The following is a 21,018-nucleotide window of genomic DNA, read 5'->3' as shown; positions in this document are numbered from 1 at the left end:
TCATTTAAAATTGAAGACTCTCGATAAAATCCCTACCGGAAAAATTGAACGCGCCAGCAAACTGATTAAGACCGGTGTAAAAATTGGCGGAAATTATGCCAAATATTATGGAAAGAAAATCGTAAATCCAGATTTGACTAGGGACGAACTCGACAACGATAATGCCGGGGACATCTACGACGGACTCAAAAGTCTAAAGGGCAGTGCCCTAAAAGTCGCCCAAATGTTGAGCATGGAGAAAAACCTGCTCCCCAATGCCTATGTAGAAAAATTTTCACTTTCACAGTTTTCCGTACCGCCCTTATCCGCTCCACTAGTGCGAAAAACGTTTAAAAAATACCTGGATAAATATCCGGAGGAAGTATTCGATTCCTTTGAAAAGGATTCCGTCAACGCGGCGAGTATCGGGCAGGTGCACAGAGCCAAAAAGGACGGGAAGGACTTGGCAGTTAAAATACAATATCCCGGAGTGGCTCAAAGCATAAGTAGTGATTTGGCCTTGGTAAAGCCAGTGGCTTTGCGAATGTTCAACCTTCAGGGAAAGGATTCGGATAAATACTTCAAAGAGGTAGAGGATAAATTACTCGAAGAGACCAATTATCTTTTGGAAATTGCGCAAAGCAAGGAAATTACCAAGAAGTGTAGCCATATAGAAAACTTACGATTTCCCAACTATTACGAGGCACTTTCCAGCGAGCGTATCATCACAATGGATTGGATGACGGGTACCCATTTAGGGGAATTCACAAAGACCAATTTTTCTCAAGAAATGGGTAACAAATTGGGCCAGACCCTTTGGGATTTCTATATGTTTCAAATTCACGGTTTGCGCAAAGTGCATGCGGACCCACATCCAGGTAATTTTTTGGTAAATGCCAATGGGGAGTTGGTCGTCATCGATTTTGGTTGTATCAAAGAAGTGCCGGACGATTTCTATAATCCCTATTTTGAATTGGCCAAGAAGGAGAATATTTCAAACGACGCCATTTTCACTCAAAAGCTCTATGAACTCGAAATTTTGACCCCTTCCGATACCGATACCGAAATAACCTTTTTCAAGAATCTTTTTTACGAAATGTTGAGCCTCTTCACATCGCCGTTCCATGAGGAGACCTTTGACTTTGGCAGTGCCGATTTCTGGGGGAAAATTGCGGCACTTAGTGAGCAATATGCATCAGATAAACAGATACGTAAAATGAACGGAAACCGGGGTTCCAAGCACTTTTTATATATGAACCGGACCTTCTTTGGACTCTATAATCTCCTCAATGACCTAAAGGCTGAAATTCATGTAAATCATTTTCAAAAGTATTTATAGTGTAACAAGCTTTTCCAAAATGAATGCGAAATTCGGAATTGTTGTTATATTGCACTGCCTGAACAGCAGTGAATTCGGCTAAATTTTACACTATGTACAATTCAAAAATTACAGGTCTAGGATATTATGTTCCTGAAAATGTGGTAACCAACGACGATTTATCCAAAATAATGGATACGAATGACGCTTGGATTCAGGAGCGGACGGGAATCAAGGAACGAAGGCATGTCATAAAGGGCGAGGATACCACCACGACCATGGGCGTAAAAGCGGCCAAAATTGCAATTGAACGTGCCGGAATCGATAAGGATGAAATTGATTTTATTGTATTCGCCACCTTGAGTCCGGATTATTATTTTCCCGGGCCAGGGGTTTTGGTACAGCGAGATTTGGGGATAAAGACCGTTGGTGCCTTGGACGTGAGAAACCAATGTTCCGGGTTTGTCTATGCGATTTCGGTGGCGGATCAGTACATAAAAACCGGAATGTACAAGAATATTCTTGTTATTGGTTCAGAACTCCATTCCCACGGATTGGATATGACGACACGTGGTAGGGCTGTTTCCGTAATTTTTGGCGACGGTGCCGGTGCCGCCGTTTTGAGTAGGGCAGAAGGTCAGGATCAGGGAATACTTTCGACCCACTTGCATTCAGAAGGACAACACGCAGAAGAACTCTCACTAATTGCGCCCGGAATGGGAAAAAGATGGGTTTCTGACATAATTGCCGATAACGACCCAAACGATGAGTCTTATTTCCCCTATATGAACGGACAATTCGTATTTAAAAATGCCGTGGTACGTTTTAGCGAAGTTATCATGGAGGGCCTTAAGAAAAATGGATTGCAACCAACGGATATAAATTTATTGGTTCCGCATCAGGCGAATCTTAGGATATCACAGTTTATCCAAAATAAATTTGGCCTTACCGATGATCAGGTGTTCAACAACATTATGCGTTACGGAAACACAACAGCTGCTTCTATACCCATCGCGCTGACCGAAGCTTGGGAAGCTGGAAAGGTAAATTCTGGGGACTTGGTGGTATTGGCCGCATTTGGAAGCGGCTTTACGTGGGGCAGTGTCATTATCAGATGGTAGATAAGCCACTTCTAACAACTTCTTGGCTTGTGTAGTTGAAGACCAAGATATTTTTCCTCGGATTAAGCTGGGAAGGCTTGTAAACACTGAATATAGAATAAAAAACCCGCAACCTAGGCCACGGGTTTTCCTCAGGATAAACCCTTGGGGGAAAACCAACCAATTCCCTATCTAAGAGTATTTCCTTATACTAATAGACTTGTAAACTGGTTTAATGTTACAGGTACTTATATAAATTAATGATTGGGTTTTTCGTAAAAATGCGAAACCCGGACAAAAGCCCGGGTTTCTTGCTGATAAGCTATACTAAACACTAACCATTAACTATAAATATATAGCAATATCAACGTCTTGAATATTTTGCTACAAATAAATGTAAACCTTCTTGTAAGAAGTATAACAATTTAAAGACTATTATTACTTTAAAAAGTTACAGAACTTATAAAATTTAACACCCTGATAAAGATGGATACAACACTAGTATTTGGAGCATCCTTAAAACCAAACCGTTACAGTAATTTGGCAATTCATAGATTGGTCGGTCATGGAATAAAAACCGAAGCTTTCGGTTTAAAATCTGGAATTATCGGGGGAGTGCAAGTTAAAACCAAAATAGAAGATTTCCAAAATATTCAGACCATAACTCTTTATTTAAATCCAAATAATCAAAAAGGATATTACGATGCCATTATCGGTTTACGTCCAAGGCGCGTAATCTTTAACCCAGGCACTGAGAATCTTGATTTTCAGAGATTACTGGAATCCCAAGGTATAGAGGCCCAAGTTGCCTGTACTTTGGTTTTGCTGGCGACCGGTCAATATTGAGGTTAATTTAATTGCTTATAGTATCCGTATCAGGATTTTTTCTGATAAGCCATAGGCCAATGAAGGTTAAAAGTCCGTTCAAGGGCAGTAGCTCATATCCAAATTCGTAGCCACCTAAATAGTCGGTCGGTATTTTCGCCAAACCGATTATTATCAATACCGCAACCAAAGCCACGGCCCAAGCAAAATTATCCTTTATTTGATGTTTGGTGAAAATTCCAAAGGCGAATAATCCAAGTAGGGGTCCGTAGGTGTAGGAAGCAACCGTCAATAATCCGTCGATAACGTTTCTATCCAATACGTATTTAAAGGTAATTACCACCAAAATCAACAAGATGCTCATGCCAATATGTGTTCGCCTGCGAATTTTCCTTGCCGCTACTTCAGATTTTTTTGCCGTCCCCAGAAAATCTACACAAAAGGAGGTGGTCAATGAAGTCAGGGCACTGTCAGCACTACTATAGGCCGCAGCTATAAGGCCTAGCATAAAAGTAATGGCCACGGTAATTCCCAATCCGCTGTTCAGGGCAATTTCAGGAAAAAGTAGGTCGGTCTTTTGTTGACCGTCCATTAGAGGCATTTCAATTTGATATTTATCGGCGTAGATAAACAAAAGGGCTCCCAAGAGCATAAATAGAAAGGTCACAAAAACAAGGACAAAACTAAAGGACACCATGTTTTTTTGAGCCTCCTTCAAATTTCTACAGGTGAGGTTTTTTTGCATCATGTCCTGATCCAATCCGGTCATACAAATAGTCACGAACATCCCCCCGATAAAGGATTTTAGAAAGTGGTTTTTGGCAAAGAGATCATCCAAGACAAAGGTCTGGCTGTATTTGGCAAGTTCTTCGGATTGTAGAAAATCCCCTAAACTCCATTCTAGTTTGTTTAGGATAAAGTAGATGGAAAGCCCAACGGAAACCAACATGAACAAGGTCTGCAAGGTATCCGTCCAAACGATGGTTTTTATACCCCCTTTAAAAGTATAGATCCAGATCAATAGGATGGAAAGAGTAACCGTAATTTCAAACGGCACGTTCCATGCGTCGAATACGAATTGCTGCAAAACGATGGCGACCAGAAAGAGTCGAAAGGCGGCACCCAAAACTCGGGATACAAAAAAGGAAATCGCCCCAACTTTATAACTTACAAAACCGAACCGGCTATCCAGATATTCGTAAATGGAGGTCAAATTTTGCCTGTAGTAGATGGGAAGCAGCACATATGCCGTTACAAAGTACCCCACCAAATAACCAAAAACCACTTGTAGGTAACTGAATTTGGATGCGTCCACCCACCCTGGAACGGATATAAAGGTAACCCCCGATAACGAAGCGCCCACCATTCCAAATGCAACCAAATACCAAGGGGATTGCTTTCCTGCCTTGAAGAAATCCTCATTGGAATCGTTCTTTCCCGTAAAGTAGGAAATCAGGAGTAGTAATGCAAAATAGCTTCCTATAAGAAGCAGAATATGGGATGCAGTCATGGGAATTTATTTGTGGTCAAAGTACAAAAAGTAAAAATAGTGCGTAATTTTACCGGAAACTCAAAGCAATGGATTTTTCTTCCAAATTACTGGAAAATGCCGTCTATGAAATGTCACAATTGCCTGGAATTGGTAAGCGAACTGCGCTACGATTGGTGTTGCACTTGCTAAAGCAGCCGGAGCGCCAGACAGAAAATCTATCCAATGCTTTGACGAAATTGAGAACTATGGTGCAGTTCTGTAAGAAGTGCCATAACATTAGTGATACGGCACTTTGTGAAATTTGTTCCAATCCAAAAAGGGATGCCTCCCTAGTCTGTGTGGTAGAAGATATAAGGGATGTAATGGCCATTGAAAATACTGGCCAGTATAGGGGATTGTATCATGTGTTGGGCGGTAAGATTTCACCCATAGAAGGCATGGGCCCCCAGGATTTGACCATATCCTCTTTGATAAATAAGGTGAAAGAAGGGGAAGTACGAGAGTTGATTCTTGCGTTGAGCTCTACTATGGAAGGGGACACTACCAATTTCTATATCTTTAAACAATTGGAGGATACAGGGGTCAAAACCTCTACCATTGCCCGAGGGATTGCCGTAGGGGACGAGTTGGAATATGCTGATGAGGTTACCTTGGGGCGAAGTATTTTAAATAGGATTCCGTTTGAAGGAAGTTTTAGTAACAAGTAATCCACTTAATTCTGATATAAATTCAGTAAAGGGTGTTGTATTTTATTATTTTTGCAAAAACAGTATAAAAAATAGACCTTAGATTATTGATATGTCAAAATTTGAATTGAAATTGCCAAGAATGGGTGAAAGTGTTGCCGAGGCTACATTGACCTCTTGGTTAAAGGAAGTAGGCGAAAAGGTTGAAATGGATGAGGCCATCTTTGAAATAGCAACGGATAAAGTGGATAGTGAGGTTCCCAGTGAGGTGGATGGTGTGCTTATCGAAAAAAGATTTGAAGTTGATGATATTGTCAAAGTAGGGCAGGTAGTCGCTGTAATCGAAATTGCAGGGGAAGCAGACGGATTAGTTGAAGATACGGACAATACGGAGGAAACGTCAGATGAGAAACTGGCCTCCGTGGCCGAAGAGGCCGTTGTGAAGGCCCGCGAAACGGTTGGGAGTCCCGTTCCCGACTATACTTCTTCAGAGCGATTTTATTCACCGCTGGTAAAGAACATTGCCAAAGAGGAAGGGGTTTCCCTTGCCGAACTGGAGGCCATATCCGGTACCGGGAAAGAGGGAAGGGTAACAAAGAATGACATCTTGGATTATATTTCGGGAAGAAGCAATGGGGCCCAGGTCGCGACCCAACCCAAGAAAACTCCCGAAGCCCCCCAGCCCGTCCAAACCAAAAAGGAAGAGGTATCGGCACCACCAAAAATTGTGGAAAAGGAGGAATCACAGATAAAAGTTGGGGCAGGCGACGAGATTATTCCCATGTCAAGAATGGGCAAATTGATTGCCAAGCATATGTCTGACAGCGTCTCCACTTCGGCGCACGTTCAAAGTTTTATAGAGGTAGACGTAACAAATATCGTAAACTGGAGAAACAAGGTGAAGGATGCCTTTGAAAAGCAGGAAGGTGAAAAACTGACCTTTACGCCTATTTTCATGGAAGCCGTAGCCAAGGCCTTGAAGAAATACCCCATGATGAATATTTCCGTGGATGGGGACAATGTGATTAAAAAGAAAAACATCAATATAGGGATGGCGGCCGCCCTGCCGGATGGCAACTTGATAGTGCCCGTAATCAAAAATGCGGACCAATTAAACCTTGTAGGTATGGCCAGGGTAGTCAATGATTTGGCGGAGCGGTCTAGAAAAAATGCCTTAAAACCGGATGAGGTGCAGGACGGTACCTATACCGTGACCAATGTAGGTACCTTTGGAAGTGTTTTTGGGACCCCCATAATCAATCAGCCGCAAGTAGGAATCATGGCCCTGGGTGCAATACGAAAGATTCCTTCAGTAATAGAAACGAAGGAAGGTGATTTCATTGGCGTAAGAAGTAAGATGTTTTTGTCTCACAGCTATGATCATAGGGTGGTAAACGGAGCTTTGGGCAGTATGTTCGCCAAGGCAGTTGCGGATTACCTCGAGGCTTGGGAGGTAGACAGGGAAATCTGAAAGTAATTAGTATTTTAAATAAAATGTTAGGATTAACACAAAACTAACATCTTTTTCATTCATTAGATTTTAGCTTTGTGTCTTACCAAGCCCACAAATGTTAAGACCATTATCCTTATTTTTCAAACATCATTTTGAAATCCTAGTTTATTTATTTATTTATTTTCTGATTCCATTTTCTACAATTGCTCAAGAAATCAAGAAGGAAGAGACTCAAATGAGGCTTTTCATTGATTGTAATTGTGATAGAAACTATGTAAGGCAGGAAATTCCATTCGTTGACCATGTCAGGGATCAATCCTTGGCAAACGTACAATTGTTTATCTATGATGTTGGCAACGGAAGCGGAGGGCGGACTTATTTATTGGATTTTAAAGGAGCACAAAACTATACCGAAATTCAAGGTGAGATTTCTTATGAAACCACTCCCAATATGACCCCGGATGAGATAAGGAAAGGTTTGGTAGCCAAAATAAAACTGGGTTTGCTTAAATATCTTCTAGAATCTGATTTGGCCTATGAAATTACATATTCCATAAATAGAAAGGGTAACAGTACAATAGAGCAGATGAGTGTTGAAGATCCATGGAACAATTGGATTTTTGAAATTTATGGTGAAGCTGAGCTCTCTAAGGAGTCCAGTAGGAATGAGTTCGAATATGAAGTCGGATTTGAGAGTGATAGGGTAACTGAAAAATGGAGAATTCGTGCGGATTTGGAACTAAACCAGGCCACGAGCAGGTTTGAGCAGAATAATGAAACGTTCACTAGTGATAGGCTTCGTTATTCTGCAGATGGTAGTATAGTTAGAAGCTTGACAGATCACTGGTCGGCGGGTATTTTCGCAGGTGCACGTCACAATACTTTTACGAATCAAAATCTTTTTACTTATATACGCCCGGCAATAGAGTATAATATTTTTCCTTATCGTGAGGTTTTACAACGGGAACTGGTTTTCGCATATCGTATCGGCTACTTTTACAATAACTATATTGATACAACTATTTTTGAGAAAGATAGCGAAGGTGTATTAGACCACTCTTTGGATGTTCAACTTAGATATCGTCAACCATGGGGTAATATTTTCACAAGATTAAGGGGTTCGACTTTCATAAAGGATTTTAATAAAAATAGAATTCAATTATTTTCAAGACTTTCCGTTCGTATATTCAAAGGTCTAGGTGTCACCTTTTCTGGTAATTTTGAAGTAATCCGTGATCAAATCAATTTGCCTGCAGGCGATGCTTCCATTGAGGATGTTTTACTACAACAAAAACAGATTGCTACGGATTTTGAACTTGGTTTTAGGGTGGGATTAAGCTATACTTTCGGTTCTGCGTTCAATAATATTATCAACAATAGACTATAAATTTTATAAAAAAGAGGTGACGGGCATTCTAGGGCCTAACTCTTAAAACCTATATTTGCCATAAATTGGAATTCATGGAGCTAAAGCTTACCAGACCTATTTGTTTTTTTGATTTGGAAACTACCGGAACCAATGTGGCCAAGGATCGGATCGTGGAGATATCCATACTGAAGGTTTTTCCCAATGGCAATAAGGAAAGCAGGACCTGGTTGGTAAATCCGGAAATGGAAATTCCTGAAGATGTAGTAGCCATCCATGGCATTTCAAACGAAAAGGTGGCCAATGAACCTACATTTAAACAATTGTCCAAGGATATTCATCGCATGATAAAGGACAGTGATTTGGCCGGTTTTAATTCCGATAGATTCGATATTCCCTTATTGGCAGAGGAGCTTTTGAGGGCCGATATCGATTTTGATATGAAGAACACCGTTTCGGTAGATGTGCAGACTATATTCCACAAAAAGGAGAAAAGGACCTTGGAGGCAGCTTATAAGTTCTATTGCGATAAGGACCTTACCGATGCCCATAGTGCGGAGGCCGATACAACCGCAACCTATGAAGTATTGCTTTCCCAACTGGAGCGTTACCCGGATCTTGAAAACAATATTAAAAAGCTTTCTGAATTCTCCAAAAGGAAGCAGTTCGTGGACTTTGCCGGTTTTATTGCATTGGACGAGGATGGCGATGAAATTTTTTCCTTTGGAAAACATAAGGGAAGAAAAGTCCATGATGTACTCGATAAGGAGCCTGGATATTTCGGGTGGATTCTAAATGCCGATTTTCCCCTGTACACCAAAAAGATTCTTACCCAGATAAAGTTGAGCAAACTCAACAATAAGCTTAGTTAGTAGAATAATTATGAAGATAATCTGTATCGGTAGAAATTACACCGAGCACATCGAGGAACTCAAAAACGAAAAACCTACGGAGCCCGTCATTTTTATTAAACCGGATTCCGCAGTACTTCCCAAAGAGCAGGACTTTTATATACCGGAATTTTCAGACGATGTACATTACGAAGTGGAGGTGTTGGTCAAGATAAAGCGCATAGGGAAACATATCAAGGAGGAATTCGCGGGAACCTATTACGATGAAATAGGTTTAGGAATCGATTTTACCGCAAGGGACCTACAGTCAAAATTGAAGGATAAAGGCTTGCCCTGGGAAAAGGCCAAAGGTTTTGATGGTGCTGCCGTCATTGGTGAATGGATGCCAAAATCCAACTTTAAGGACCTGAACAACCTAAATTTTAGTTTGTTGAAGAACGGGGAGGCCGTTCAAAAGGGAAATACCTCGCTGATGTTGTGGAAAATAGACGAAATAATATCCTATGTGTCCACGTTCTTTATGCTGAAAAAGGGAGATGTTATTTTCACGGGAACACCTGCCGGAGTTGGCAAAGTAAGTGCAAATGACTACCTTACAGGTTACTTGGAAGAAGCGGAACTTTTTAACGTCAAAATAAGATAATGATATATAGTTTGGACAAGATCAACGAGATGGCAGATGGGGACCAGGAATTTATACTATCCGTCATTTCTGTTTTTTTGGACGAGGTCCCCGAGGATTTGGAGGGACTTGAAGCCGCTATACAGGAGCGGGATTATGAAAGGACCTACCAACTGGCCCATAAGATAAAGCCCAATGTGGATTTGTTGGGTATGGAGCAGACTAGGGCCGCAGCTCTGGAAGTGGAGACCCTAGGGAAACAAAGTGCTCCATGGGAAGCTATTGAAAAAACCTTTCCTATTCTTAAAACCGATATCCATCAGGTCATCGGGGAGTTAAAAAACGACTTTGAGCTCTAATGTTCGCTGATATCATTACCATTGGCGATGAAATACTCATTGGTCAGATTATTGATACCAATTCGGCGTTCATTGCCAAGGAACTCAATAAAATTGGTATTTCCGTATACCAGATTACTTCGGTTCAGGATGATCGCGAACACATACTACAGGCTTTGGTGGAATCCAAGGCCCATGCGGACATCGTCATCGTTACCGGGGGGTTGGGCCCTACCAAAGACGATATCACCAAGCATACCTTCTGTGAATTTTTCAATGACGAACTTGTAGAGGACAAAAAGGTTCTGGCACATGTTGAAAACCTGTTCGCCAAGTATATTTCCAATACCCCAATTTCAGATTTGAACAGAAAGCAGGCCTGGGTTCCCAGCAAGGCAAAAGTTTTGCACAATGAAAACGGAACGGCTCCCGGCATGTGGTTCTATGAGGATGGGACTACCTTTATTTCGCTGCCAGGGGTTCCTTTTGAGATGAAACACCTCATAAGGGAAGTAGTGGTTCCAGAGTTGGTCAGGTTCTACGATAGACCGCATATCATCCATAAAACCATTCATACCTACGGAATGGGAGAGAGCGCCATTGCCCAAATAATAGAGGAATGGGAAAATAACCTTCCAAATTTCGTCAAATTGGCCTACTTGCCCAGTTTGGGTAAGGTACGGTTGCGGCTTACCGCCAAAGGGACGGACTATTCAATCCTTTCAAGTGCCATAGAATTGGAATCACAGAAACTATTTCCATTGATAGGAGATATCATTCTAGGCTCTGAAGAGGACGAGGAGCTGGAAGAGACAATTTCTAAACTGTTGATCGAGAAAGGGTTGACTTTGTCCACTGCCGAAAGTTTTACAGGAGGGACCATCGCCAGCCATCTTACGGCCATACCGGGAGCTTCGGCCTATTTTAAAGGGAGCGTGGTCAGTTATGCCACGGAGACAAAAGTGAACGTATTAGGCGTACCCCAAGCATTGGTGGATACCTATTCCGTCGTGAGCGAGCAAGTGGCCATGGCCATGGCGCAAGGCGTTAAAAAGTTGTTGGATACTGATTTTGCTATTGCAACTACGGGCAATGCCGGTCCCACAAAAGGTGACTCAGATGCCAATGTTGGAACAGTCTACATTGGTATTGCATCGCCCACCCATGTTTTTGCCCTTAAATTCACCATGGGAAGCCAACGGGAAAGGATAGTGCAAAAGTCTGTAAACAAAGCACTTGAGTTGCTTCAAAAAGAAATTATAAAAATGTGAGTTGTATTGTTGGCTGAAAGATAAAAATGATATAAATTTGCACCCTGTTTAAAAGAAAAAATTCGGCATAATGTCAAAAGTTTGTGAAATTACGGGAAAGAAGGCGATGGTAGGTAATAATGTTTCCTTCTCCATCAATAAGACGAAAAGAAGGTTTGATGTAAATCTTTCCAAAAAGAGATTTTACATTCCGGAGGAAGACCGATGGGTTACTTTGAAAGTTTCCGCAAGAGCGGTAAAACTTATCAACAAGAAAGGTATCTCTGCCGTTTTGAAGGATGCAAAAGCTAATGGGTTGGTAAAGTAACCTATAATTATAGAGTATAATGGCAAAGAAAGGTAATAGAATACAGGTAATTTTAGAGTGCACCGAGCACAAGGAGTCCGGAAAACCTGGAACTTCTAGATATGTTACTACAAAAAACAAAAAAAATACTCCTGAGAGATTAGAGATTAAAAAATTCAATCCTATCTTGAAGCGTATGACAGTTCATAAAGAAATTAAATAAGTAGGCCATGGCAAAGAAGACGGTAGCAAGTTTACAGACAAGTTCAAAAAGATTGACAAAAGCCATTAAAATGGTTAAGTCACCAAAAAGTGGTGCCTACGTTTTTGTTGAATCGGTTATGGCCCCTGAAATGGTCAATGAGTGGTTGGATAAAAAATAACCAACTTTTGAAAAGTTTTAAAAGCCCCTTTCCCTACGAAAGGGGTTTTTTAATTTTTATATTTGATAATCTATTGCATACAAGATGAGCTTATTTAAAAAGATTTTTTCTTCCGAAAAGAAGGAAACCTTGGACAAGGGACTGGAAAAGACAAAAACCAGTTTCTTTACCAAATTAGGAAAGGCCGTTGCAGGTAAATCCAGGGTAGATGATGACGTATTGGACAATCTTGAGGAAGTGTTGGTGACTTCGGATGTGGGGGTAAATACAACCTTAAAAATTATTGAACGAATCGAGGCCCGGGTCGCCAAGGATAAATACATGGACACTGATGAACTTAATACGATTTTAAGGGAGGAAATTGCCGGATTGCTTTCTGAGACACATTCCGGTGAGGACTCTGAAGTTCATATTCCATCAGATAAAAAACCTTATGTGATCATGGTCGTGGGCGTCAATGGGGTTGGTAAGACCACTACCATTGGAAAATTGGCCTATCAATTTAAAAAACAGGGACTTAAGGTAGTGTTGGGTGCGGCAGATACATTCAGGGCGGCCGCTATAGACCAATTGCAGGTTTGGGCAGATCGCGTAGAGGTACCCATTGTAAAACAACAGATGGGAAGTGACCCCGCATCGGTCGCTTTTGACACCCTTAGCTCTGCCGTAAAGCAGGATGCGGACGTCGTCATCATCGATACGGCAGGAAGGTTGCACAACAAGGTCAATTTGATGAACGAACTTAGCAAGGTAAAAAGGGTCATGCAAAAAGTGGTGGAGAATACCCCGCATGAAGTACTCTTGGTATTGGACGGTTCCACCGGCCAAAATGCGTTTGAGCAGGCCAAGCAATTTACAAAAGCTACCGAAGTAACTTCTTTGGCCGTCACAAAATTGGATGGTACGGCAAAAGGAGGTGTCGTCATTGGTATTTCGGACCAATTTAAGATTCCCGTAAAATATATTGGGGTAGGAGAGGGCATGGAAGATCTTCAGGTTTTCAACAAATATGAATTTGTGGACTCCTTTTTTAATATCAATAATTGAAAGTAGTAGGGTTATTTGTTCTTATATCGCTATGGACCACGATTACTTGGTCACAGATAACACACCCTAAAGCAAGTCCATTTACCAAAACAGAACAGGTAGTGGGCCTCTCAAAGATTTCTTTGGAATACTCCAGACCGGCTGCCAGAAATAGAAAAGTCTTTGGTATTCAGGCGGATGGAATGCCAGCTTTGGTTCCCTTTGGTCGAATTTGGCGCGTGGGTGCCAATGAATCCACAAAAATAAGTTTTGATTCCGATGTCAAAATAGAAGGTAAACACTTGTCCAAAGGAACCTATGCGCTTTATATCTTCCCCTATGAAGACCAATGGGAAATCGTTTTCCATAAAAACACCTCACATTGGGGGGACGGAAGGGATAATTATAATCCGGAGGAAGATGCATTGAGGGTTTCTGTTATTCCCCTTAAAACCTTGGCTTTTCAGGAAAATCTATTGCTATATTTTGATGAACTTCAGCATGACGCTGCCCAATTGATAATTCACTGGGCCAGCACAAAAGTTCAAGTTTCCATTTCCTTTGATACCATGTCCATGATGGAAAAGCAAATTCAGCAGAAGTTACAGGACAATCCATCTGCCCAAACCTATTATGAGATTGCCCGCTATTACCAGGAGCAAGGAATACGCCTTGTTGATGCTTTAACCTATTTGGAAAAGGCCTTGCAAATGCATGGGGAAACCTATTATTTTTATAGGGTAAAGGCCCTGGTTGAAGGTGATTTGGGCGATTATGCGGCCACCATTGAATCCACCAAAAAATCAATTCAATTAGCCGAAAAGGAAAATAAGGATGAATTTGTGCGGCTCAATCAGAAGGATATCAAGGTCTGGCAAGAAGAACTGAAGAATAATTGAAAAGTAATGTTATGAAGAAATTAAGTATGCTCTTTGTTATTGGACTTCTCTTATCGTGTAAAAATGAGTCGGTACAGAAGGATATAGTACTGTGGGAGCCCTACAATGATTCCGCCGAAGTGGCTGCAAATGCGGACCATGGGATATCCAGAATGCGCTACAAACTCATCCAATCCAAAGTGCTGGACAAGAACGATGTTTTTCTACCCCTATATCATGAGGTTTCCAAAATGACGGAAACCGAGTATGGGGCCTTGAAGCCTTTGATATTGGAGCAGGATATTTTCAGTATCCAGAAACACATTGATGCCAATGCCCTGTCTTACGAAAAGCTGGTGTTGTTCTATCTCTATCGGATTTATAAATACGAGTTGAACAATGAAACAACCCTGAACACGGTAATTGCACTAAATAAAGAGGTTGTGGCGGAAGCTCGAAAATTGGACGAACAAAAGAAAAAGGGGACTCTCCCCGTAGTTCGACATCCTATTTTCGGGATGCCCATCCTGTTAAAGGACAACATCAATACGACCGGGATGAAAACCACTGCGGGCAGTATCGCGCTGATGGATAATGAGGTAGCTGATTCGTTTATAGTTCAACGTTTAAAGGAAAACGGTGCCTTGATTTTAGGGAAAGTAAATCTCAGTGAATGGGCCTATTTCCTGTGCAGCGGCTGTCCCGTGGGGTATAGTGCCGTGGGTGGGCAGACCTTGAACCCGTATGGAAGAAGGATATTTGAAACAGGTGGTTCCAGCTCGGGAAGTGGTACTTCGGTGGCCGCAAATTATGCGGTTGCGGCCGTAGGAACGGAGACTTCGGGCTCTATCCTCTCGCCAAGCAGTCAAAATTCTGTCGTCGGTTTAAAACCTACGATCGGACTTTTAAGCAGATCCGGAATTGTTCCTATCTCAAGCACCTTGGATACCCCGGGTCCCATGACCAAAAATGTAGTCGATAATGGGATATTGTTATCGGCCATGTTGGGATTTGATACATCGGATACAAAATCTGTCAGAGAAGAATTTCCCGGGATACTTTCGGCCGGTCTACAGCCGGAAGATTTTTCCGTTATGCGTCTTGGCGCCATGGTACCTTTGATGGAACGGGACAGCATTTATAAGGAAACTATTGAAGCGTTAAAATCGGCTGGGGCCCATATTGTTGAATTTACGCCGCCTGAGGTGGATATGGATGGTTTTTTGAGCATTCTTAACATTGACATGCGTAATGACTTACCTGAATACTTAAAGGCGTATTCGAACCCTGAATCTGTAAAAATATCTTCCGTTGCCGATGCAGTTGTTTTTAACAATACCGATTCCCTGACCCGAATTCCCTACGGTCAGGAGCTGTTTGAGGGTATTTTGGCCGACTCCACCACGGCGGAAGGTTTGGAGGAAATTAATGCCAAATTGGAAAATAGTGGACGGACTTTTTTTGACACGGCGATGGATGCACATAATCTTGATGCTATTTTATCCATCAACAATTACCACGCGGGATATGCGGCCGTGGCAAAATACCCGGCCTTGACCATACCCATGGGGTATAAATCAAGTGGGGAACCCATTGGCCTTACCTTTATTGGTAAGCCTTTCTCAGAGGCACATTTGCTGCGGATTGGAAAAGCTTTTGAAACATCGTTTCCAAAAAGGAAAATGCCCAAGGATTATCAATAAACAGGCGTTTTATGAACCTCAGGATTTTTATACTACTTTTTCTAATTCAAGTCGGCATCATGAATGGACAGAAACGAATACGGGATTACGGAATCTATATCGGGGTCTTGAAAACCGGAAAATTCAATGCCATTACGGATGTTGAAGGAGTTTCAGTGGGGCACGAAACCCTGGTGGAAGGTGAAAATATAAGGACCGGAGTTACGGCCATTCTACCCCATTCCGGGAGCATCTTCCAATCAAAGGTTCCCGCGGCGATTTACATTGGCAATGGTTTTGGAAAATTGGCAGGCTATACTCAGGTAAAGGAATTGGGGACTATTGAAACCCCGATCATCTTGACCAATACGTTGAGCGTTCCTACAGCCTCCGAGACCTTGATTTCCTATACCTTGGATTTACCCGGCAATGAAGACGTGCGCTCCGTAAATTCGGTAGTAGGGGAAACAAATGACGGTTGGCTGAACGACATTCGAGGCAGACATGTACAACGGGAACACGTAATGAGTGCCATAAGAAACGCATCTTCCGGCCCGGTTAAGGAGGGAAATGTGGGTGCCGGCACAGGAACGATTTGTTTTGGATATAAAGGCGGAATTGGGACTTCTTCAAGGGTACTTCCAAAATCCTTGGGCGGATTCACCGTTGGGGTTTTGGTGCAAACGAATTTTGGCGGCGTGTTGGAAATCAATGGCGCACCTGTTGGGAAGGAACTGAATACATATCCATATCGGGACAAAATTATGAACGATGCCGATGGTTCCTGTATGATTGTCATTATGACCGATGCCCCACTCGACGCCAGAAACCTGGAGCGTTTGGCCAAAAGAGGTATGATGGGATTGGCGAAAACCGGTGGTATCGCCTCCAATGGAAGTGGGGATTATGTCATGGCGGTTTCCACCAATGAGGCTGTGAGGATAGCCCATACCAGTAATCGTAGGTTTAATACCATGGAATTGTTGCGAAACGATGAAATGTCACCCTTGTTTTTGGCCGCCATCGAGGCAACGGAAGAAGCCATACTGAATTCCTTATTTTCGGCCAGTACCATGACCGGAAGGGACGGACATCAAATAGAAGCCTTGCCGTTGGGTGAGGTGTTGCCAATACTTAAGAAGTATCGGAAAATTGAGTAATAGGAAAAGTTGCCATTCAATTTTTTCACGGACTTTGGGTACATCTAAAATCCGAAGAAATAGTTGGTTAAAGCCCATTTTTAACATTCCAAATCGTACTTTTGCACCCGCCTTGTAAAAAAGGGATAAAGTAAGATAGGTCATGCGGACAAAGACGCTAAAGAAGCATAAAATCAATGTAGTAACTTTGGGATGTAGCAAAAATGTCTACGATTCTGAGGTACTTATGGGCCAATTACGTGCCAATGACAAAGAAGTGGTACACGAGGAGGAAGGCAATGTGGTGGTCATTAATACCTGCGGATTCATCGCCAATGCCAAACAGGAAAGCGTAAATACCATTTTGGAATACGTCCAAAAAAAGGAAGAAGGCTTGGTAGACAAGGTTTTTGTGACCGGATGCTTGAGCGAACGTTACAAGCCAGATTTACAGGAGGAAATACCCAATGTGGACGAATACTTTGGAACCAGTGAACTTCCCAATCTTTTAAAGGCTTTGGGGGCGGACTATAAGCATGAGCTTATTGGCGAACGTTTGACCACAACGCCTAAAAATTATGCTTATTTAAAAATTGCGGAAGGGTGCGATAGGCCCTGTTCCTTTTGTGCCATACCCCTAATGCGCGGCAAACATAAAAGCAAACCGATCGAGGAACTCGTCACGGAAGCGGAAAAACTTGCCAGTAAAGGCGTAAAGGAATTGATTCTTATAGCCCAGGACCTTACCTATTATGGGTTAGACCTCTACAAGAAAAGAAACCTGGCAGAACTATTGCGGCAGTTGGTCAAGGTTGAAGGTATTGAATGGATACGGTTACACTATGCCTTTCCAACGGGATTTCCCATGGATGTTCTGGAGGTGATGCGAGAGGAACCCAAGATCTGCAACTATTTGGATATTCCGTTGCAGCATATTTCCGATAGCATCCTTAAAAGTATGCGCAGGGGAACTACCAAGGAAAAAACCACACAATTACTAAAGGATTTTAGGGAAGCGGTACCCGAAATGGCCATCCGTACTACGTTGATCGTTGGGTATCCAGGCGAGACGGAAGCCGATTTTGAAACCCTAAAGTCATGGGTCGAGGAAATGAGGTTCGAGCGGTTGGGCTGTTTTACCTATAGCCATGAGGAAAATACCCATGCCTACAATTTGGTGGATGATGTTCCCGAAGAAGTGAAGCAGGAACGTGCCAATACAATTATGGAGATACAGTCCCAAATCTCGTGGGAATTGAACCAGGAAAAAATAGGACGGACCTTCCGATGCATTATCGACAGAAAGGAAGGCAACTATTTTGTGGGCAGGACCGAGTTCGATTCACCGGATGTGGATAACGAAGTCTTGGTAGATGCTACTAAACACTATCTAAAACAAGGTGAATTCGTAGACCTTAAAATAACCGATGCGGCCGATTTTGATCTGTACGGGGAGCCGTTTAATAACAATAAATAATGGAGAGTGATATCTCTTAGGTTTATTTCCACGTAATGTCACCTCGAGCGGGGTACAGAGGTGATGAGGTCACAAATATTACTTTTCAAAATACAGATAGATATAAATCGCCGCCCCAAAACTCACCGCATCCGTGGAGGTCAACTTCCAACCGTCTTTTGAATGGGCATCCAGTTTTTCCTGGATTTCCTTTTGGGAGGATTTTACGATATGTTTCGTATCCAGCGTAATTTTGCTGTAATAGATGAGGGTCTCTACCTTATAATCGGCCATAATAGTATTGATTTTAGACTAATTAACCATAAAGAGGGCATTGGCGAAAAATAATTTACCGTTTTCCCAGAAACCACGGAACAGCGGGTTGTCTATCATGTAGATTACATGACCCCTTCCCATTCGTTCCGTTCCAAAAATAAGGGTTTCGGCAATTTTCTTCTTGGCCTCGCTACCTGCAAAACCGGAAACTGGTACGTTCTGGCCTTCGGCTAGATATACGGCGTTTCCACCATCCAGATACTCGTATGAGCGATCACCAAGCTTTAGTGTAAAATAAGGTTCCTCATATCCATAAGCCAAAGGGTTTGTCGTATCGACCGTAGTCTTAAAAATAGCGCCCGAAATGGTGGATTTGATATACTCCCGCTCCGAAGTGTCAAATGCCTGAAGGTTCGCGGTACTGTCCCGTTGGTAATCTTTTTCCTTGACCCCAAATCCTTTTTGTTTTGCCAGTCCGTCCACAGCACCGCCCATGGCGATCAATTTTCCACCGTTGCTTACCCAGTCCTTGATCTTTTGGGCCACTTTCTCGGTAACAAAGCTATAGTAGCCCCAGCCGTCGGGTAAAATGAGTATGTCATATTTAGATAGGTCCACCCGGTTAAAATAACTTTCGTCCAATACGGTAATGGGATAATTGAGCTGTTGCTCAAAAAAGTGCCAGATTTCCCCAAACCGTAGGGTGGATGTTGGCTCACCGGACAAAACGGCAATTTTTAGTTCTTGGAGCACTTCAACATAGCTTGATCCAAAATCCTTTCCGCTTTCCACAAATCCGGTATTGGCGGGGGTTAGACTTTTTGCAAATTTTTTGGAGGCTCGGTCTAGTATTTGTGTAAAATCCGGAACATTCTTATTATCGGCACTTATTATGATCAAACTTCCACGGTCATAATTTACTCCATCCAAACTAAAGGGTTTTTGGGCATATCGTACCCGTATTTTATGGTTTAGAAGTTCCGCCAGGAATTTCGCATCCTTCATACTGTTCCAATCCGCTAAATACCCATAGCTATTGGTATCGCCTATTCCATAGGTGCTGTTGGATGGTTGGTAGGCAGTTTTCTGAACATTGCCTTCCGTAGCAAGGGCATCCAGACCATAGGCATAGGGCAAGGACCACGCGGTAATGTCATAGGTTACGGAGTCGCTCAATTTTGCGTTGGGCTCGAACAGGACCTTGGCCAAGGTTCCCCTGGTCTGGTCCGTTGAAACTATTAGGCTGTTTTCCGATGCCCTAAGGGTGCCGGATTTAGAGGTGGCATAATGGAATCCCTTGTAGCTTGAATTGGTCCCTTTATCGTATTTTATTTGGTGATGATCTAATAAATTGGTCAGTGCTTCCAGCTTATCCGGATTTCCATTGAGAATAAAATTCTGATGGGTAAAATTCTTTTGGCTATAAAACTTTCTGAATTCCGTGTTCAACTTTTCCACATTTTTGCTGGCTACCTCCACAGTCGATAGTCCGGTAGTGTGGTGATGTGCAATACGGTCCTTAAGCGTAAGTGTGTCGCCAATTCGATTGATGATTCCCAGACCGGCCCTGCCGCTTCCGCCTTGTTCATAGGTCATTCCAATACCGCCATTGTAGGTTGGGTACGTATCTCCATAACTAGGGTAGAGGAGGTCAAACCTTTCTTTGGTGAAATAGAACCACCCGTTGGCATCAAAATACTTGGCGTGGTTTTTCCCTATGGTTTCCTGAAAATCACGTTGGAAATTGGTAATGACCTCATGATAGGGTTCCGCTGCCGGGGCAAAGTAATAAGGATTGTCCACGCCCTGTTCGTGAAAATCGACATGTACGTGGGGCAGCCATTTATTGTACTGTTTTAATCGATGCCGACTCTCCACTTGGGTAAGCCAGGCCCAATCACGGTTGAGGTCGAACATATAGTGATTGCTTCGGCCACTCCACCAACCTTCATGGTGTTCCTTACTGTTTGGGTCCACATTGAAGGGCGAATTTTTATATTGGTTGTACCAGTTTACGTATCGGTCCCTACCATCTGGATTGATACACGGGTCCATGATGATCACAAGGTCTTCCAGATAATCCTTCTTACTGGTCAATAGTTCATAAATGGTCTGCATAGAGGCCTCCGTACTTACACTTTCGTTCCCATGAACATTGTAACTTAACCAGACAATGGCCTTGTTGGGTGATGCTTCCCCATGAATATTGTTCAAGTGCGCTTTCCTGATTTCCTCTAAATTCTTCATATTGGATTCCGTAGAAATGTAGGCCAATAGTAAGGGCCTTCTTTCGTTGGTCTCACCATACTGCATCAATTGCATCCGCTTGGGTTCCTGTTGGGCCAGATATTGATAATAGTCCACAACTTGATGGTGCCTGGTGAATTGGGTGCCCAATTCATAACCTAAAAATTCCGAGGGTGATTTCAGCTGGCCAATTAACGCCAAGGGCAAGATAAAGAGAAAAGCGTGTACTAATTTTTTCATATAGTGATTCTAAAGTGTCCAAAAGTCTCAAAGCTACCAAATTATTGATAATTTTTATCATGTGAAATGGGGTTTTCGACGATTATATGGGCTATTCCAAGCCT

Annotated in this window: 21 protein-coding genes; 18 read left to right on the top strand and 3 right to left on the bottom strand. The window is 42.4% G+C overall.

Annotated features, from left to right (window positions below):
- Positions 1-10: 10 nt before the first annotated feature.
- The 3 genes from ACZ41C_RS02270 to ACZ41C_RS02260 all read left to right on the top strand — a co-directional run bounded on the left by ACZ41C_RS02270 (position 11) and on the right by ACZ41C_RS02260 (position 3,243).
- Positions 11-1,318: an ABC1 kinase family protein gene (locus tag ACZ41C_RS02270; RefSeq protein WP_464564040.1), complete on the top strand. Its 1,308-nt coding sequence runs from the start codon at positions 11-13 to the stop codon at positions 1,316-1,318.
- 92 nt (positions 1,319-1,410) lie between these two features.
- Entirely contained in the window at positions 1,411-2,418 is a 1,008-nt protein-coding gene (locus ACZ41C_RS02265; RefSeq protein ID WP_464564038.1) for a 3-oxoacyl-ACP synthase III family protein, read from the top strand.
- A 465-nt stretch (positions 2,419-2,883) separates the two neighbouring features.
- Positions 2,884-3,243: a CoA-binding protein gene (locus tag ACZ41C_RS02260; RefSeq protein ID WP_464564036.1), complete on the top strand. Its 360-nt coding sequence runs from the start codon at positions 2,884-2,886 to the stop codon at positions 3,241-3,243.
- Positions 3,244-3,250: 7 nt separating this feature from the next.
- Here ACZ41C_RS02260 and ACZ41C_RS02255 read toward each other — a convergent pair whose 3' ends face one another.
- Positions 3,251-4,732, bottom strand: a complete 1,482-nt coding sequence (locus ACZ41C_RS02255) for a sodium:solute symporter (protein WP_464564034.1) — start codon at positions 4,730-4,732, stop codon at positions 3,251-3,253.
- A 68-nt stretch (positions 4,733-4,800) separates the two neighbouring features.
- On the opposite strand from ACZ41C_RS02255, the gene recR reads away from it, so the two are divergent.
- The 15 genes from recR (at position 4,801) to rimO (ending at position 18,172) form a co-directional block, all read left to right on the top strand.
- Positions 4,801-5,421 (top strand): recombination mediator RecR, encoded by a 621-nt coding sequence (gene recR / locus ACZ41C_RS02250; RefSeq protein ID WP_464564032.1) that lies wholly within the window; start codon positions 4,801-4,803, stop codon positions 5,419-5,421.
- 91 nt (positions 5,422-5,512) lie between these two features.
- Entirely contained in the window at positions 5,513-6,871 is a 1,359-nt protein-coding gene (locus tag ACZ41C_RS02245; RefSeq protein ID WP_464564030.1) for a dihydrolipoamide acetyltransferase family protein, read from the top strand.
- 97 nt (positions 6,872-6,968) lie between these two features.
- The gene (locus ACZ41C_RS02240) at positions 6,969-8,240 is read left to right on the top strand and encodes a hypothetical protein (protein WP_464564028.1); all 1,272 of its coding nucleotides are present in this window, start codon (positions 6,969-6,971) and stop codon (positions 8,238-8,240) included.
- A gap of 74 nt (positions 8,241-8,314) precedes the next feature.
- Positions 8,315-9,091, top strand: a complete 777-nt coding sequence (locus tag ACZ41C_RS02235; protein WP_464564026.1) for an exonuclease domain-containing protein — start codon at positions 8,315-8,317, stop codon at positions 9,089-9,091.
- Positions 9,092-9,101: 10 nt separating this feature from the next.
- Positions 9,102-9,713 (top strand): fumarylacetoacetate hydrolase family protein, encoded by a 612-nt coding sequence (locus ACZ41C_RS02230; RefSeq protein ID WP_464564024.1) that lies wholly within the window; start codon positions 9,102-9,104, stop codon positions 9,711-9,713.
- Entirely contained in the window at positions 9,713-10,051 is a 339-nt protein-coding gene (locus ACZ41C_RS02225; RefSeq protein ID WP_464564022.1) for an Hpt domain-containing protein, read from the top strand. Before ACZ41C_RS02230 ends, ACZ41C_RS02225 begins: the two co-directional genes overlap by 1 nt.
- Entirely contained in the window at positions 10,051-11,301 is a 1,251-nt protein-coding gene (locus ACZ41C_RS02220) for a competence/damage-inducible protein A (protein WP_464564020.1), read from the top strand. The genes ACZ41C_RS02225 and ACZ41C_RS02220 overlap by 1 nt, the downstream gene beginning before the upstream one ends.
- Before the next feature lie 70 nt (positions 11,302-11,371).
- The gene (gene rpmB, locus ACZ41C_RS02215) at positions 11,372-11,608 is read left to right on the top strand and encodes a 50S ribosomal protein L28 (protein WP_138259239.1); all 237 of its coding nucleotides are present in this window, start codon (positions 11,372-11,374) and stop codon (positions 11,606-11,608) included.
- A gap of 19 nt (positions 11,609-11,627) precedes the next feature.
- Complete coding sequence (gene rpmG, locus ACZ41C_RS02210) at positions 11,628-11,810, top strand: 50S ribosomal protein L33 (protein ID WP_125224006.1); 183 nt, start codon at positions 11,628-11,630, stop codon at positions 11,808-11,810.
- 7 nt (positions 11,811-11,817) lie between these two features.
- Positions 11,818-11,970, top strand: a complete 153-nt coding sequence (locus tag ACZ41C_RS02205; protein WP_125224007.1) for a DUF4295 domain-containing protein — start codon at positions 11,818-11,820, stop codon at positions 11,968-11,970.
- 84 nt (positions 11,971-12,054) lie between these two features.
- A complete protein-coding gene (gene ftsY / locus ACZ41C_RS02200) occupies positions 12,055-13,017 on the top strand; it encodes a signal recognition particle-docking protein FtsY (protein ID WP_464564017.1) in 963 nt (320 codons plus the stop codon).
- Complete coding sequence (locus tag ACZ41C_RS02195) at positions 13,014-13,895, top strand: DUF2911 domain-containing protein (RefSeq protein ID WP_464564015.1); 882 nt, start codon at positions 13,014-13,016, stop codon at positions 13,893-13,895. The genes ftsY and ACZ41C_RS02195 overlap by 4 nt, the downstream gene beginning before the upstream one ends.
- An 11-nt stretch (positions 13,896-13,906) precedes the next feature.
- On the top strand, positions 13,907-15,577 hold the full coding sequence (locus ACZ41C_RS02190) for an amidase family protein (protein WP_464564013.1): 1,671 nt from the start codon (positions 13,907-13,909) through the stop codon (positions 15,575-15,577).
- Positions 15,578-15,636: 59 nt separating this feature from the next.
- Positions 15,637-16,716, top strand: coding sequence for a DmpA family aminopeptidase (locus ACZ41C_RS02185; RefSeq protein ID WP_464564011.1), 1,080 nt, complete (start codon positions 15,637-15,639; stop codon positions 16,714-16,716).
- 142 nt (positions 16,717-16,858) lie between these two features.
- Entirely contained in the window at positions 16,859-18,172 is a 1,314-nt protein-coding gene (gene rimO / locus ACZ41C_RS02180; protein WP_464564009.1) for a 30S ribosomal protein S12 methylthiotransferase RimO, read from the top strand.
- A 78-nt stretch (positions 18,173-18,250) separates the two neighbouring features.
- Here the strand turns inward: rimO and ACZ41C_RS02175 are convergent, their stop codons facing one another.
- Positions 18,251-18,445, bottom strand: coding sequence for a DUF4177 domain-containing protein (locus ACZ41C_RS02175; RefSeq protein WP_464564007.1), 195 nt, complete (start codon positions 18,443-18,445; stop codon positions 18,251-18,253).
- An 18-nt stretch (positions 18,446-18,463) separates the two neighbouring features.
- Positions 18,464-20,914, bottom strand: coding sequence for a M14 family metallopeptidase (locus tag ACZ41C_RS02170; RefSeq protein WP_464564005.1), 2,451 nt, complete (start codon positions 20,912-20,914; stop codon positions 18,464-18,466).
- Between the last annotated feature and the right edge of the window lie 104 nt (positions 20,915-21,018).

Source organism: Maribacter sp. C-4077 (assembly GCF_055378385.1).
The sequence above is the reverse complement of the archived record's forward strand: the minus strand, read 5'-3'. Positions and strand labels throughout refer to the sequence as shown.